Source organism: Halostagnicola kamekurae (assembly GCF_900116205.1).
Taxonomy (GTDB): Archaea; Halobacteriota; Halobacteria; order Halobacteriales; family Natrialbaceae; genus Halostagnicola; species Halostagnicola kamekurae.
In genome coordinates, this window is sequence record NZ_FOZS01000001.1 from 295,621 (window position 1) to 309,614 (window position 13,994).

The 13,994-nt window shown below is 64.4% G+C and carries 15 protein-coding genes; 3 read left to right on the top strand and 12 right to left on the bottom strand.

All coding sequences use genetic code 11. The features are described from left to right. Genes BM348_RS01465 through hemC form a run of 4 tightly spaced genes read right to left on the bottom strand, consistent with a single transcriptional unit; the run spans position 1 to position 4,438 of the window. Complete coding sequence (locus BM348_RS01465) at positions 1-1,554, bottom strand: DHHA1 domain-containing protein (protein ID WP_092900981.1); 1,554 nt, start codon at positions 1,552-1,554, stop codon at positions 1-3. Positions 1,555-1,604: 50 nt separating this feature from the next. Next, on the bottom strand, positions 1,605-2,354 hold the full coding sequence (locus BM348_RS01470; protein WP_092900985.1) for a uroporphyrinogen-III synthase: 750 nt from the start codon (positions 2,352-2,354) through the stop codon (positions 1,605-1,607). A 3-nt stretch (positions 2,355-2,357) separates the two neighbouring features. Continuing rightward, positions 2,358-3,269 (bottom strand): uroporphyrinogen-III C-methyltransferase, encoded by a 912-nt coding sequence (gene cobA, locus BM348_RS01475; RefSeq protein WP_092900988.1) that lies wholly within the window; start codon positions 3,267-3,269, stop codon positions 2,358-2,360. Continuing rightward, positions 3,269-4,438 (bottom strand): hydroxymethylbilane synthase, encoded by a 1,170-nt coding sequence (gene hemC / locus BM348_RS01480; protein WP_092900991.1) that lies wholly within the window; start codon positions 4,436-4,438, stop codon positions 3,269-3,271. Before hemC ends, cobA begins: the two co-directional genes overlap by 1 nt. 136 nt (positions 4,439-4,574) lie before the next feature. Between hemC and BM348_RS01485 the strand changes: the two genes are divergently transcribed. Next, entirely contained in the window at positions 4,575-4,943 is a 369-nt protein-coding gene (locus BM348_RS01485; protein WP_092900994.1) for a group I truncated hemoglobin, read from the top strand. 277 nt (positions 4,944-5,220) lie between these two features. Here BM348_RS01485 and hemL read toward each other — a convergent pair whose 3' ends face one another. From hemL to BM348_RS01505, 4 genes are all read right to left on the bottom strand, one after another. Further along, the gene (gene hemL, locus BM348_RS01490) at positions 5,221-6,567 is read right to left on the bottom strand and encodes a glutamate-1-semialdehyde 2,1-aminomutase (RefSeq protein WP_092900998.1); all 1,347 of its coding nucleotides are present in this window, start codon (positions 6,565-6,567) and stop codon (positions 5,221-5,223) included. A gap of 251 nt (positions 6,568-6,818) precedes the next feature. Next, entirely contained in the window at positions 6,819-8,579 is a 1,761-nt protein-coding gene (locus BM348_RS01495; RefSeq protein WP_092903536.1) for an ammonium transporter, read from the bottom strand. A 544-nt stretch (positions 8,580-9,123) separates the two neighbouring features. Beyond that, the gene (gene hemB / locus BM348_RS01500; RefSeq protein WP_092901001.1) at positions 9,124-10,146 is read right to left on the bottom strand and encodes a porphobilinogen synthase; all 1,023 of its coding nucleotides are present in this window, start codon (positions 10,144-10,146) and stop codon (positions 9,124-9,126) included. 167 nt (positions 10,147-10,313) lie between these two features. Then, complete coding sequence (locus BM348_RS01505) at positions 10,314-10,697, bottom strand: thiol-disulfide oxidoreductase DCC family protein (RefSeq protein ID WP_092901004.1); 384 nt, start codon at positions 10,695-10,697, stop codon at positions 10,314-10,316. Positions 10,698-10,920: 223 nt separating this feature from the next. Here BM348_RS01505 and BM348_RS01510 point away from each other — a divergent pair, with 223 nt between their 5' ends. Continuing rightward, on the top strand, positions 10,921-11,244 hold the full coding sequence (locus BM348_RS01510; RefSeq protein WP_049951521.1) for a 4Fe-4S dicluster domain-containing protein: 324 nt from the start codon (positions 10,921-10,923) through the stop codon (positions 11,242-11,244). Positions 11,245-11,269: 25 nt separating this feature from the next. On the opposite strand, the gene BM348_RS21035 is transcribed toward BM348_RS01510, so the two are convergent. Together BM348_RS21035 and BM348_RS01515 are read right to left on the bottom strand one after the other, a co-directional pair. After that, positions 11,270-11,434 carry a DUF6757 family protein gene (locus BM348_RS21035; RefSeq protein ID WP_175507078.1) on the bottom strand — a complete coding sequence of 55 codons (165 nt, stop codon included), beginning with the start codon at positions 11,432-11,434 and terminating at the stop codon, positions 11,270-11,272. Between the two features lie 58 nt (positions 11,435-11,492). Next, entirely contained in the window at positions 11,493-12,269 is a 777-nt protein-coding gene (locus tag BM348_RS01515; protein ID WP_092901007.1) for a PHP domain-containing protein, read from the bottom strand. Between the two features lie 172 nt (positions 12,270-12,441). Here BM348_RS01515 and BM348_RS01520 point away from each other — a divergent pair, with 172 nt between their 5' ends. After that, complete coding sequence (locus tag BM348_RS01520) at positions 12,442-12,729, top strand: DUF5789 family protein (protein ID WP_092901010.1); 288 nt, start codon at positions 12,442-12,444, stop codon at positions 12,727-12,729. Positions 12,730-12,871: 142 nt separating this feature from the next. Here the strand turns inward: BM348_RS01520 and BM348_RS01525 are convergent, their stop codons facing one another. Together BM348_RS01525 and BM348_RS01530 are read right to left on the bottom strand one after the other, a co-directional pair. Continuing rightward, the gene (locus tag BM348_RS01525) at positions 12,872-13,264 is read right to left on the bottom strand and encodes a hypothetical protein (protein WP_092901013.1); all 393 of its coding nucleotides are present in this window, start codon (positions 13,262-13,264) and stop codon (positions 12,872-12,874) included. 126 nt (positions 13,265-13,390) lie between these two features. Next, positions 13,391-13,705, bottom strand: coding sequence for a hypothetical protein (locus BM348_RS01530; protein WP_092901016.1), 315 nt, complete (start codon positions 13,703-13,705; stop codon positions 13,391-13,393). Positions 13,706-13,994 lie beyond the last annotated feature (289 nt).

Here is a 13,994-nt window from a genome sequence, read left to right on the forward strand (position 1 = left end):
TTACTCGAGTTGTTCGCCGACGATCTCGTCGGCCCGTTCGATGAACGCTGGCGGTTTTCCGGCCGGCACCGTCGCTCCGGCGGCGACGTCGTGACCGCCGCCGTCGCCGCCGACGGCCCCTGCGGCCTCGCTCATCACGACCGAGAGGTCGAGCCCGTTTCTGACGAGACTGTGAGTCCCTCGAGCGGAGACTTTGATTTCGCCGTCTTCGCCCTCGCTCCCCGTTTTTTCGGCGAACGCGAAGATCGGTTTGTCGGTGGCGATGCCGTCGTTGCCCATCGCCATTCCCGCGACGATGCCGACGATGGTCTCTCGAATGCGGTCGCCCGCGTCGAACCACTGGACGTGTTCTTCGGTCGTCACGCCCTCCTGTGTGACCAGATCGATCCCCTTCGAGAGGTTTTTCCGGTGATTTTGAAGCAGCGTTCGAGCGCGCTCGAGCGCTCCCTCGCGGTTTCCGAGACAGACGCCTAGGCCGACGTCGGCCCTTTCGTATCGCGCTGTAGCGTTTAAGAGCGTGGAGAACTCGCTGGCGTCTCGCAGTTCGGTTCCGACCGGTTCGCTGCTCAGCACGTAGGAGGTACCCACGAGCCCGTCGATTTTCGACGCCGGAACGCCGCTCGAGACGGCTCGCTTTACGAGCGCGCTCGCGACCGTCTGTTTCTCCTCGCCGGTCAGTCCGGCCCACCGACGCCACTCGCCGTCTCGTTTCAACTCGAGATCGAGCCCGTCGAGAAATCGGAGCGCGCCGTTCGAGTCGTTCGAGATGCCGGGGATGTAGACGTCGGTGGCGTACTCGAGCAGCTTCGGCAGCGGACGGGTCTGCTTGCCGTAGATCGCGAGGTCGGTCGCGGTCTCGAGGACGCCGGCCTCGACGCCCTCTTCGACGATTCGCTCGTTTGCCCCGTGGAGTTCGCCGCCGGCGGCCTGCATGTCGCCGACGGCCCCGACGACGGCGAGCGCGGCGAGGTCGCGGTTGTCCGACCGGGCCGTTGTCCCGCCAGCCGGCGGCCCGTTCGCTGCGGTGTGGTCGCTTGCGGCGGCCCCGCCGGATTCGGCTTCGACTCCGCCGTCGGTCGCCACGGTTCCGTTCGGCGATTCGCTGCGCTCGGCCGTCTCCGCGAGCGCCCGCGCGAGGACGTAACTCGCTCCCGCGCCCGATAGCTCCGACGCCCCGTTGATCCCGAACAGGAGCGGGTTGAGGTGGTACTCGGTCTCTCTGTCCGCGGGCTGGTGGTGGTCGGCGATGACGGGCGTGAACGCGCCCGCGTCCTCGTGCTCGCCGATCACGTCGAGCTGGCCGCTCCCGAAGTCGGTGAACAGGACGGTCTCGTACTCTCTTGCCGCGATGGCTGCGATCGCTTCCTCGTCGAGTTGTTTCTCGAACACCGTCTCGAAGGGGATCTCCGCGCGCTCGAGCGCGCTCGCGGCGATCGCCGCGCTGGTGAGCCCGTCGGCGTCGATGTGGGAGGCAAGCAGGACGTCGTCGGCCTCACACAGCCGGGTCGCACACGCTCGGGCGCGGTCTTCGAGTTCCGGAACGGGGCCTGACATGCGTCTCTGTCGGTTGTGGGTCGGCTTCCCGGATAAATGTGCGGTCGACGCTACTCGAGTTCGGCGACCGTCTCTCGCGCCAGCGTCTCGAAGGTCGCTTCGCTCGCGACGACGTCGACGTCGACGCCGAGTTCGGCCGCCGTCTCCGCGGTCGGCTCGCCGATGACGCCGACGACGGCGGCGTTCAGACCATCGAGCGCCGCGAGCTCGCCGTTCCCCCCACCGTTCGCTCGCGCCTGCGCGGCCTCGAGGAAGTGTTCGACGGTCAGCGACGAGGTGAAACAGACCGCATCGAGATCGCCCTCGGCTGCCAGATCGACTGTGCTACCGCTGCCGTCGGGGCGGACGAGCCGGTAGAGGATCGTTTCGTGGACGTACGCGCCGGCGGCCTCGAGGCCGGCGAGCAACACGTCGCTGCCGTGGTCGCTGCGGGCGACTTCGACGCGCGCTCCGTCGACCGCCTCTGTGAGTTCGTCAACGAGTCCGCTCGAGGTGTACTCCTCTGGGACGATGTCCACGTCGTAGCCGACTCTGCGGAGCGCGTCCGCGGTCGCCGGGCCGATCGCACAGACGCTCGAGTCGCCCGGCTCCCAGCCGGCCTCGGCGACGAGTTCCGCGCCCGTCTTGCTCGTCAGGACGACGAAATCGGCGTCAGTCCGCGGGGCGACGTCGGTGGGATCGACAGCGAGCATCGGATCCGGCGCGGGGTCGACGCCCAGCGACTCGAGCACGGAGACGGCGTCGTTGATTCGGTCGTCGTCGGGGCGAAAGACCGCCACCGTCGGGTTCGCTTTCGACACGATTCACTCCTCCGCGCCCGTTGCGGGCGTCTCGTAGTCGTTTTCGATGAACTCGACGACGGTCTCGCGCGTCGCGGCCACGTCGCCGATCACAGTCACCGCGGGCGGGGAGATCTCCTCCTCGTCGCGAACGTCGACGATGGTCTCGAGGGTTCCGGTCGCGACCCGCTGGCCCGGCCAGGTGCCCCGCTCGATCAGCGCGACGGGCGTTTCGGGAGCCGTGCCCGCCTCGAGCAGCGCTGCTGTGTAATCCGGCAGCCGACCGACGCCCATCAGGACGACGATGGTGCCGCCCGTGGCCGCGAGCGCGTCCCAGTCGACCGCCGAGTCGTCTTTCGTGGGGTCTTCGTGTCCGGTCACGAAACTCACGGAGGAGGCGTGATCGCGGTGGGTGACGGGAACGCCGGCGACGGCCGGGGCGGCGATCGCCGAGGTGACGCCGGGGACGACCTCGAACGGAACGCCGCGTTCGGCGAGGTACTCGGCCTCCTCGCCGCCGCGGCCGAACACGAACGAGTCGCCGCCTTTGAGCCGAACCACGTCTTTCCCCTCGCGGGCGAGTTCGACGAGGCGCTCGTTGATTTCCGACTGGGGCGTTCGCTCGCCGCCAGCTCGTTTACCGACGTCCTCGCGGCGGTCGTCGGGGAGCGTGTCGATGATCTCCGGACCGGGGAGCTTGTCGTGGAGGACGACGTCGGCGTCCTCGAGCAGCCGCTTTGCCTTGACCGTCAGCAGTTCGGGATCGCCGGGGCCGCTCCCGACCAGCGAGACGGTTCCGGTGACCGTCTCTCCCGTCGAACTCGATCCCGCGTTCGAGTCGGTTCCCCCGTCCGTCTCCGGTTCCGCGTTCGAGTCCGCCTCTGATCTCGCATCCGAGTCCGTCTCCGCGTCCGCCGCGTTCGCGTCGGTCGTCATCACTTCCCCTCCGGCTGGTCGTCCGCGTCGGCCTCGGCGTCGTCTCGAGCCGCCTCGATCAGCGCCGCCGCGCCGCGGTCTTCGAGGTCCCGGGCGAACTCGGCGGCCGCGTCCGCGTGGCTCTCGGCGGGCAGCTCTCGCGTCGCGATCACGGACTCGTCGCCGTCGCGGTCGAACACGGAGACATTGGTCTGGACGTACTCGCCCTGTACGACCGCGTACACGCCAATGGGTGCGATACAGCCGCCGCCGAGCTCCGCGAGGACCGTCCGCTCGACGGTGGTCTCGACGCGACTCCGCGGGTGGTCGATCGCTGCGTGAACGTTTTCGGCCGTCTCCCCGTCGGTCGCCGTCACCGCCAGCGCGCCCTGTCCCGGCGCGGGAACGAACGTCTTCGTCGGGAGCCGCTCGTACTCGACGTGGTGGGCGAGCCCGCTGCGCTCGAGGCCGGCCTCCGCGAGCACGATGGCGTCGTAGTCCGTCTCGACCTCTCGGCCGAGGGCCTGTTTTTCGATCTCCGAGAGGTCGTCGAACCACTCGTCGACGGTCCGGTTATCGGCCGCGTCGTCGTCTTCGTCGCCAGCTTCGTCGGTATTTTTGTCCTCGTAATCCGGCTTGTAGCCGCCAGTGTCTCCCTTGCGCTCCTTGTCGGCCTCGCTTCGTTCCGCGTGTTCTTCCTGAAGCGCGGGCGCGAGGAGCTTCTCGAGTCGCGTGTCGACGTTGCCTCGCAGGGGCGCGACCTCGAGATCCGGCCGCTTCGAACGCAGTTGTGCCCCTCGCCGGAGACTCGAGGTGCCCACGGTGGCCCCCTCGGGAAGCTCCTCGAGTGTGGTTCCGTCCGGGGTCACGAGAACGTCCCCCGGCTGTCCGCGTTCGGGAACCGCCGCCGTGACAAGCTCTGGGGGCTGTTCGGTCGGCATGTCTTTCATGGAGTGGATCGCGCCGTCGAGGTCGCCCTCGAGCACCCGCTCGTCGAGTTCGCGCACGAACGCGCCCGTCTTTCCCAGCCGGTGGATCAACTCGTCGCGAATCTGGTCGCCCGTCGTCTCGACGGTGACGAGTTCGACCTCGTAGCCCCGGTCCTCGAGTTGCTCGGCGACGAGGGCCGCCTGCCGCCGAGCGAGCGCGGACCCCCGCGTCGCCAATCGTAATCTCCCGCGTGTTCTCATAGACACTGATCCGGGCCTCGAGTATGAAAAGCGCACGCTCTGTCCCTGCTCGCTCGAGCGAGCGGATTGGTGGGCATTCGCACGGCGAAGATGTTCGACAGGATGCTTTAGTCCCCGTAACTGAAATGACCTGTCGATGCCCGAACGCACGCTCTACGAACGTCTCGGTGGCGAAGACGCGATTGCAGCCGTCGTCGACGAGTTCTACGACCGCGTCATGGCGGACGAACTGGTCGCGGGGTACTTCGACGATGTCGATATGCAGAAACAGCGCGCACATCAGGCACAGTTCATCAGTTCGGTCGCCGGCGGCCCGGTCGAGTACTCCGGCGGGGAGATGGCGGCCGTCCACGACGACATGGGGATCACCCCCCCGGAGTTCCAGGCGATCGCGACCCACCTCGACGACGCGCTTCGGACGTTCGACGTCGACGAAGACGACCGCCAGGCGGTCCTCGAGGAGATCGCGAGCTACGAAGACGCGGTCGTGACGGCCGCAGATTGACCGTTACTGCCGTGGACTGATCGCCGTCGCCCAGGCGGACCGGCCGTTCCGTGCGCACGGCAGGTGCTCGCTCGAACGAACGGATCCGCCCACCTCTCTTCCTGACTGGCGAACGAACTATCTCAACGGATACCCTGCGAAAAAACGCCGGATTCCCTGTATTCACCCGACTAGCGCCCTTCCACTTTGTGGACCACCACCCGACCACTTGTAGATGGGGGTTCGATGCAGATTCTGAGACGGTTAGTATATATTAAATACGCGCCGTATCTGGCGGCTATAGCGCTTCTTTGTACGCCTCGAGCGTCTCCTCGACGTCTGCTTCGGTGTGGGCGTAGCTGACGAACTGACATTCGAACTGATTCTGACTGAGGAAGACGCCCTGTTCTTTCATCTCGCCCCAGAAGATCCGCCGCCAGCGGTCGGTGTCGGCGTTTTTCACGTCTGCTGCGTTCTTCGGCGAGTAATCGTAGCGCGGACAGGTCGGGTCCTGCCGACACCCGGCGGGACACTGCTCCTCGAGCGAACTCGGGGCCGGGCCCTCTCGCGTGAAGATCACTTTGAACATGCTGTCGGTCCCGGTGACGGTGTAGTTCGGCGCCTGATCGGCGACGATGTCGGTCAGTCCGCGTCGGAGTCGGTCGCCGAGGCCGTTGACGTGGTCGTAGACGTCGTTTTCCGCGGCGAATTTGAGGGTCTCGAGGCCGGCGGCCATCGTGACGGGGTGACCCGAGAAGGTTCCGGCCTGGAAGACGTCGCCGGCGGGCGTAAAGCCCTCCATGATCTCCGCTTTGCCGCCGATCGCGCCGACGGGGAAGCCCCCGCCGACGATCTTTCCGAACGTCGTCAGATCGGGCGTGACGCCGAATTTGCTCTGGGCACAGCCCAGCCCGCCGACGCGGAAGCCGGTGATCACCTCGTCGAAGATCAACAGCGACCCGTGCTCGTCGGTGATTTCTCGGAGGAACTCGTGGTATCCCTCCTCGGGGTAGACGATGCCGTAGTTTCCGAGGATGGGTTCGGTGAGGACGGCCGCGATGTCGTCGCCGTGTTCCTCGAAGGCCGCCCGCATGGCGTCCTCGTCGTTGAATGGCACCGGAATCGTGTGCTCGGCGAACGACTGGGGAATCCCGGCGGAGGACGGCTTCGGATCGTCGGCGTCGCCCTCGACCAGCGTCGTCTCCTGTGCGCCGTGATAGCCGCCCTGCATGACGACGATCTTGTTCCGGCCGGTGTGGCCTCGAGCCAGTCGGACCGCCGACGTCGTCGCCTCCGTGCCAGAGTTGACGAACCTGATCTTCTCGACGCTTGGAACGTGGCGGACGACGAACTCGGCGAGGTCGACCTCGATTTCGGTCGGCGCGCCGTACATCGGTCCCTCGCTCGCGGTCCGCTGAACCTCGGCCCGTACCTGTTCGGGCAGGTCGTGCCCGAGCAAGAGCGGGCCGAGCCCCAGCACCCAGTCGACGTAGCGGTTGCCGTCCGCGTCGATGACGTGGCCGCCGTCGCCTTTCTGGACGAAGAACGGATACGGTTCGATCGCCGCACGAACTGCAGAATTCACGCCGCCGGGCATCACCGACAGCGCTCTGTCGTAGAGCGCACGCGAGTGCTCGTCGTTCATGTACGGGCGTTACGTATCGCTCGTCAAAGTAGTATCGGGGTCGCTCGACGCGAATCGATCGAGATCGAAAACAGGTCCACCGGCGACCGTTTCGCTCGAGTACAGTCCGCACCGAAACGGTGGATGTGACGGCCGAGAACTCGAGTGAGCGATGAACCGACTCGAGAGCGTCTTGTGCCGCGGTTCGTCTCGCGTCGCAGGCCGTTTCGCGCCGCGGCACATCTCGCGTCGCAGGTCGTCTCGCGCCGCGATCAGACCGCGTCCGTTCCGGTGGCGCCGGTTCGGACCTGCGTCGCACTTTCGACGGGGAGCACGAAGATCTTGCCGTCGCCGGGTTCGCCGGTGTTCGCTCCCTCGCGAATCGCGTCGACGACGTCTTCTGCGGGAACGTCCGCGACGACGCACTCGATTTTGACCTTCTGGTGGAGGTCGACCGTGTACTCCTCGCCGCGCCACTGCCCCTTCTTGGCGGGTTGGGAGCCGCGTCCGGAGACGTTGGTGACGGTGAGCGACGGCGCACCGGCTTCTGCCAGCTCCTTTTTCACCGCGCCGAGTCGGTCGGGACGAACGATGGCGGTGACCATCTTGATCTCGCCGTCGTTCGGAGCGCCGCCGTCGGAACGGAGTTCCGACGAGGATCGCGATTCATCGAATCGCTCACCGCCATCCGTCCGGATCTCGCGCTCTCCGCCGTCGGTCGCGACGTCGGGCTGGCCGAACTCGGGGTAGGTGTCGACGCCGTGTTCGGAGACGTCGAGTCCCTCGCGCTCGTGGTCGGACGAGACGCGGGCCTGTCCGACCGCCTTGAACGCGCCGAAGACGACTGCGGTCGTCGCGACCGTCCAGACGCCGATGACGGTGACGCCGACGATTTGTGCGAGCAGTAGATCGGCCGAGAAGCCGTTGACGTGGAAGAACGGAAGCAACAGCGCGCCGATCACACCCGCGGAGCCGTGAACGGGGAACACCGCGCACACGTCGTCGATCTTCAGGCGCTTCTCGACCAGGCTGAACACGATGGGCAGCTGTGCGCCGGCGATGAGGCCGGACAGCAGGCCGCCGTACCAGGTAACGACGTTCGCCGAGGCGGTGACGCCGACGAGGCCCGCGAGCAGACCGTTTGCGACGTACAACGTGTCGACTTTGCCGGTCATGTACAGCGCGACCGCACCGGCACCGATCGCACCCGCGGCCATGCCGAGCGTCGTGTTGAGCGCGACGCGGCCGACCGTTTCGTACGCGCCGAGGACGAGTTCGCCGCCCTCGACCGCGAACACGGTCGACGCGGTGCCGACGTTGAAGCCGTACCAGCCGAACGCGAGGATCAGGGTCCCGAGTGCGGCGAAGGTCAGCGAGTGACCGGGGATCACGTTCGGCGTTCCGTCGCTGTTGTACCGGTCCATGCGCGGACCGATGATCCAGGCTGCGGTGAGGCCGGCGATGCCACCCATGCCGTGGACGATCATTCCGCCCGCGAAGTCGGAGAACCCGACGCCGATAACGTCCGCGATGTACCCGTTCGCTGCGCCGTCGTTGATGGCCAGGAGGCCGCCGCCCCACGTGAAGCCGGTGACGACGGGGTAGATGACGGCTGCCAGCAAGAGCGTGTAGCTCACGTACGCGCGGAGCTTCGCGCGACCGGCCACCGCCCCGCTGACGATGGTCGCAGCCGTCATCGCGAACACCGCGCTGAACAGCCAACTGACCCAGTCGTTAGGCGAACTCGAGTCGAGCGCCGCGAAGATACTCTCGAACTCGCCGCCGCCCGTTACGGATCCGACGAGTGCGTTCACGCCGAACCCGACGAAGAAGAACGCGATGACGCCGACGCTCCACGTGAGCAGGTTCTTCGTCAACTGGTTCGCGACGTTCTTCGAGCGAACCTGCCCCGCCTCGAGCATGGCGAAGCCCGCGTGCATGAAGAAGATCAGGAAGGTGGCGATCAACACCCACATGAGGTTGACTCCATCGACGATGACCTCAGGATCGACCTGTAGCGGCGTCGCTTCGATCATGCCATTTCCTCCGTGTTGGTTACTGCTCCGAAACTCCCCATACGTTCGTCCACCTCGAATCGATTTTCACTCATGATTTTCCTCCAAATCACGTTTTAGCTTCATGCTCCTGTATAATATAAGGGTTAGCGTTTACGAGCGTCTATTAATCAAGTGTAATAGTTCCATCCGTCAGAATCTAGAGGTGGTTTAATCTGTATAAGGGTATTGGAGCGGCCGGATTTTTCGACTGGTGGTTATACAGTGACCGTTCGTCAACCGGATTTCCCGCCGGTCGAGGGGCACCGCGACGCCACTGCGGGCTAGAAACCCGGTTTATCCGCCCGCGCGCGGCAGGTATTGTCACGACCTCCGGGCTCGAGGCGGTGCGTGACTGTTCGTCGAAATTGGTCGGATCGAAACCGCCGCTTCGATCCGTGCGACGCTCCGTTCGATCACGTTTTCGGACATATCGGCAGATACGCCCGCCGATCGCGCGCTATCTGTGAAAATTGTAGTTTCGAACTCGGAACGCGGTCACGCTCGAGCGGACGCCTCGAGGTCACTCCCGAAGTCGAGTGGCGACGTCCTCGGCGAAGTAGGTCAGAATCAGGTCCGCACCCGCGCGTTTGATCGAGAGCAGCGACTCGAGGGCGACTTCCTCGAGATCCAGCCATCCCTTTTCGGCGGCAGCGTGGAGCATGGCGTACTCGCCCGAGACGTTGTAGGCGGCGACGGGGTGGTCGAACTCCCGGCGCAGATCGGCGACGATGTCGAGGTACGGGAGCGCCGGTTTGACCATCAGCACGTCTGCGCCCTGCTCGACGTCGAGTTCGACCTCCCGAATCGCCTCGCGCGCGTTCGCGGGATCCATCTGGTAGTGACGGCGATCCCCGAAGGAGGGTGCGCCATCTGCCGCGTCGCGGAACGGGCCGTAGAAGGCGCTCTCGTACTTCGCGGCATAGCTCATGATCGGGACGCGTTCGAACCCGGCCTCGTCGAGCGCGCCGCGAATCGCCCCGACCATGCCGTCCATCATGCCACTCGGCGCGATCATGTCCGCGCCGGCCTCGGCGTGGGAGGTCGCGATTTTCTCGAGGCTCTCGAGGGCCGCGTCGTTGTCGACCGTCGTGGTCGCCTCGTGGCCGTGGATCGGTTCGTCGACGCCTCCGTTCTCGGCGCGAAGGTCTTCCTCGAGCGGGCCGCAGTGGCCGTGATCGGTGTACTCGCAGAGACAGACGTCAGTGATGACGTAGGCGTCGGTCTCGCTCGTAATCCGCCGGGTCGCCTCCTGAACGACGCCGTCTTCGGCCCAGGCGCGCGTCCCCTCGGGGTCTTTCGATCGCGGGATTCCGAACAGCATGACGGCCTCGACGCCGGTCTCTCTGACCTCCTCGACGCGAGCCACGGCCTCGTCGATCGGAACGCGCTCGTGGCCCGGCATCGACTCGATCGGAACCCGTTCGTTCGTCGTCGCGTCGACGAACACCGGGGCGATCAGATCCGACGGCTCGAGGCTCGTCTCGCTCACCAGCGGCCGAATACGATCCTGGCGAAGCCGCCGCGGACGATGAGTAAGCTCCATGTCTGCACATTCGTCGGGTCGCGCAAAAGGGATGCGTTCGCCGCGATCCGTCACCGGTACAGCGACCGGTCAGTTCTCCTCGTACGACAGGGTTCATCTTATACGACGGTTTTCGACTCACACGATGATTTTACCCCACACGACTGGCTTTCGCCTCACACGACGATTCAGTCCTCGCGGGCGGGCGGCGTTCGGCTCACGATCCGTCCGAACAGATCCCTGTTGTCCGCCACTCGTCGGTAGAGCGGTTCTCGAGCCCCCTCGGTGCCGGGAAACCGCCGGAAAGCGACCGCGAGGTGTCGGGTGGGCGTCTCGAGTCGCGTGCCGACCTCCTCGATCGCTTCGCCACAGGAGTAGACGCTCTCCTGCGTGAGGAGGTGGGCACACTCCTCGTAGTCCTCGGGAAGCCGAGCCAGTTGATCGGGCGTGAGGTCTCGAAAGCCGACGAGCTCGAACTCGCCGCGTTCGGCGGCGAACTCCGCACACCAGGTACAAAAGCCGCAGTCGTCGTCGAAGACCAGCCGCGGCGGGGCCGACTCGAGCGCGCTCATACGGGCTATCGAACTCGAATTACCAAAAGCGTTGAGCCCGGAACGGGCGCTCGCACGCGCTCGTTCGACGGGGCGGTCCGCCCGTGTCTCATCGGTTCACAGCTGTCGCTCGAGATAGTATTAGTCGTGCTATACGCCAGCGAATGCTACCCCTTCTGACGATTCGCCTGCGTGTACAGGAACATACATTTAAGTTCGCGTCTCGCATTTAGACCTGTTAGCAATGGCCATTGATCCACAGTTCAACGAGAACCGCGAGAAAGAGGGTGAGGAAAACGGCGTCGCCGTCTGGGGACCGGTCGACGAACCCGAAGAACTCGGTATTCGGGGCACGCACGTTGCGGTCGATTACGACCTCTGTATCGCCGACGGGGCCTGCCTCGAGGACTGTCCGGTCGACGTCTTCACGTGGACCGACACGCCCGGACATCCCGAGAGCGACAAGAAGGCAGAGCCGACCAAAGAAGCGCAGTGCATCGATTGTATGCTCTGTGTCGACGTCTGTCCCGTCGACGCGATCGACGTCGACGCCGGTCGAACGGCCTGAATCGGTCTCGCTTTCTCGTCTCTTCTCACTCGGCGCGGTCGACGTCCACGCGCTCTTTGAGCGCCTCGAGGCCGTCGGCCTCGGCGAGTTCCTGCAACCGCTCGCGGAAGTGTTCCTCGCAGAGGCCCACTTTGAGTCCATCGGACTCGGCCGCAAATGCGGCTTCGCGGTCGCAGTAGTGGCAATTCATACCCGTTCGTTTGGGCCGAACGACATTGAACCCTCCGCTCCCGGTTGAAACTCCCGTTTCAGCCCGCAAGTTCGAGTTTCTGCCACTCTTCGGCGGTCAGCCCGGCGACGCCCAATCGGTCGTCGTGTGCGTCGCTTCCACCGGTGACGGCGAGCGAGTTGGTCTCGATCGCCCGCTCGACCGGCTCGAGATCGACGGGAGCGCCGTAGGGGTAGTACAATTCGACGGCGTCTAAGTCGGCCGTCAGCGCGAGGGCCCGTTCCGGATCCGAATACCGGAGCGGGTGGGCCAGCGAAACGATCGCCGCGGCCTCCGAGAGGAGCCGTTGGCCGCGCTCGAACGACGGGATTTCCCGCGGCACGAAACACGGTCCGCCGCCGCCGATCAGTTCGTCGAACGTCCCGTCGTAGTCGTAGTCGGTGTCGGGGTGGTCCGCGACCGCGCGAGCGACGTGCGGTCGGCCGAAACCGTCTCCGACGGTGACGCCGAGATCGACGCCGAGTCGATCCTCCACGCAGTCGACGATCGCCCGCCCGCGCTCGCGGCGGTTCGTCTGGATCCCCTCGAGCATCGCCTCGAGGTCCGGCGTGGGCTCGAGTCCGTACCCGAGCAGATCGACGCGCAGGCCGTCTCCCGTCTCGACGCGGAGTTCGATCCCGTGGACGACCGTCACGCCGTCGCGTTCGATCACCGGTTCGTCGAAGGGCTGGCGTCGATCGTGGTCGGTGACTGCGACGACCTCGACGTCGTTTCTGCGGGCGGCCTCGGGTACGGCCTCGAGTTCTACCCCCCCGTCCGAGCGAGTCGTGTGGACGTGGAGATCGGCGTATGGCATACTCGTCTCGAATCGCTCCGGTCCTAAAGCGGTTTCTCACGACCGCGCGCTCGCGTTCGACGCCGCGGATCGACCGTGTTCTAGGACGACTTAGGCATATAATCTCTACCGCTCTCCTAAAGAACGATTATGGACAATGTTTATAATTATCGTTCACACAGGTTAGGGCGTAATGTTGCGCAATGGCACCGGCGAGATGATCGACACGCACGAGTATCCCGCGACGACCGAAGAAATGATCGAGGCCTACGGGGACCGAACGCTCGAACTCCCGAACGGCTCCGAATCCGTCGAGGAGGTACTCGCGCGCCTCGATTCGGAGACGTTCGAGTCCGCAGAGGAGGTCCGCTTTGCGGTCTACTCCGCCGTGAGTCAGAAGGCGATCGGCCGCGTCGGCTACAGTGACCGCGACCCGACGCCGCTGGGAAGCCCGTACGCGCCAGAACAGTTATCGTTCTGAGACGAGCGGTTCCCTGCTTCGCGATTGACTGTTTTCGGTTTCGCTGTACGGCGTAGCGCTGTACCGTTCAGTCTAGATCAAGTACATAGTGTTCAGCAGAGCTAGTCCAGCGACTAGCATGAAGAGTGAGGGTAGTGACGAATCAGGCAGTATTCGGGGCCTTGGGTCGGCCAGTGTCTATCAACAGGTAGGCCACAGGCAGACAACACGTGAAGGTTATCGGCCACACAACGAGTTGCGTGATTGGGTCGGGTGGTGAAACGACGGCACTGATAGCAACTCCGCCGATGCCGGCGACAGCGACGACCTGGGCGTAGTACTCTCGGCGAGATCGGGGGCCCGTGCGATCATGATGCCGCCGCCACCAGAACACGTAGTATAGGATACTTCCCAGTGGTGCACACACAGCCCACAGAAACGGGTGAGCACTGCCACGGGCGCGGGCATCACGGACGATCCAGACAGTGAACGCCATCCAGACAATGACGAGGAGTCCACTGCTGAGTATGGCGATGAGATGGCCACCGGAGAGCATACGGTGTCGCTCGAGTGGACCGGGTGTAGTTCTTTCGTTGGTCTGTCGTTTCTCTGCAGCCAGCGGCTCTGTTGAAAGCCTCCCCAGTTGACAAATTCTGATAAGGCTCCGGTGAGCACTGGAATATTATTGTTGATCTTCAACACTTCGTTGCGACCGAATTCCGCCGGTCACAGTACCGACTCCGACGAGAAAGAGGACTCCTCTGGTGAGCGGGCTCCAGCCATCGAGGAGAACTGCGGTAACGAGAGATAGCGCTCCGAGTCCAGTCATCACGTATCCGAACTTCTCCGGGCGAGCGGCAATGATGAGAATACCGAGTCCCGTAAAAATCGGATAGAGACTGATAACTCCCATCTCATAATATATCTGCCCGACAATACCGAGAGCGAAGGTCAGCAACGCCAACCCGATCCACGGATACTGCCATCGTTCCACCATTATTGGATCTAGATTGGCATACTGAAACAATATGTCTTCTGAAACCCCTCTTCGGTGTCGTGATCGAACTCCGATTTATCTCCGTCGTTCGTGTACCGCCCAATTCCCAGCACAATCAGTGAGTGTCAGAGCCATTCTATGACGTGGGATACTCAACTTTATGCACGGTGGTTTATCCACCCACCCCATACTATGAGCACGAGGCCTCCCAAGAGATAGACGAGACTGGGCGGGCTGTAAGTAATAATATTCATCCATCGACCGACACCATATCCGATTAAAGCGAGAC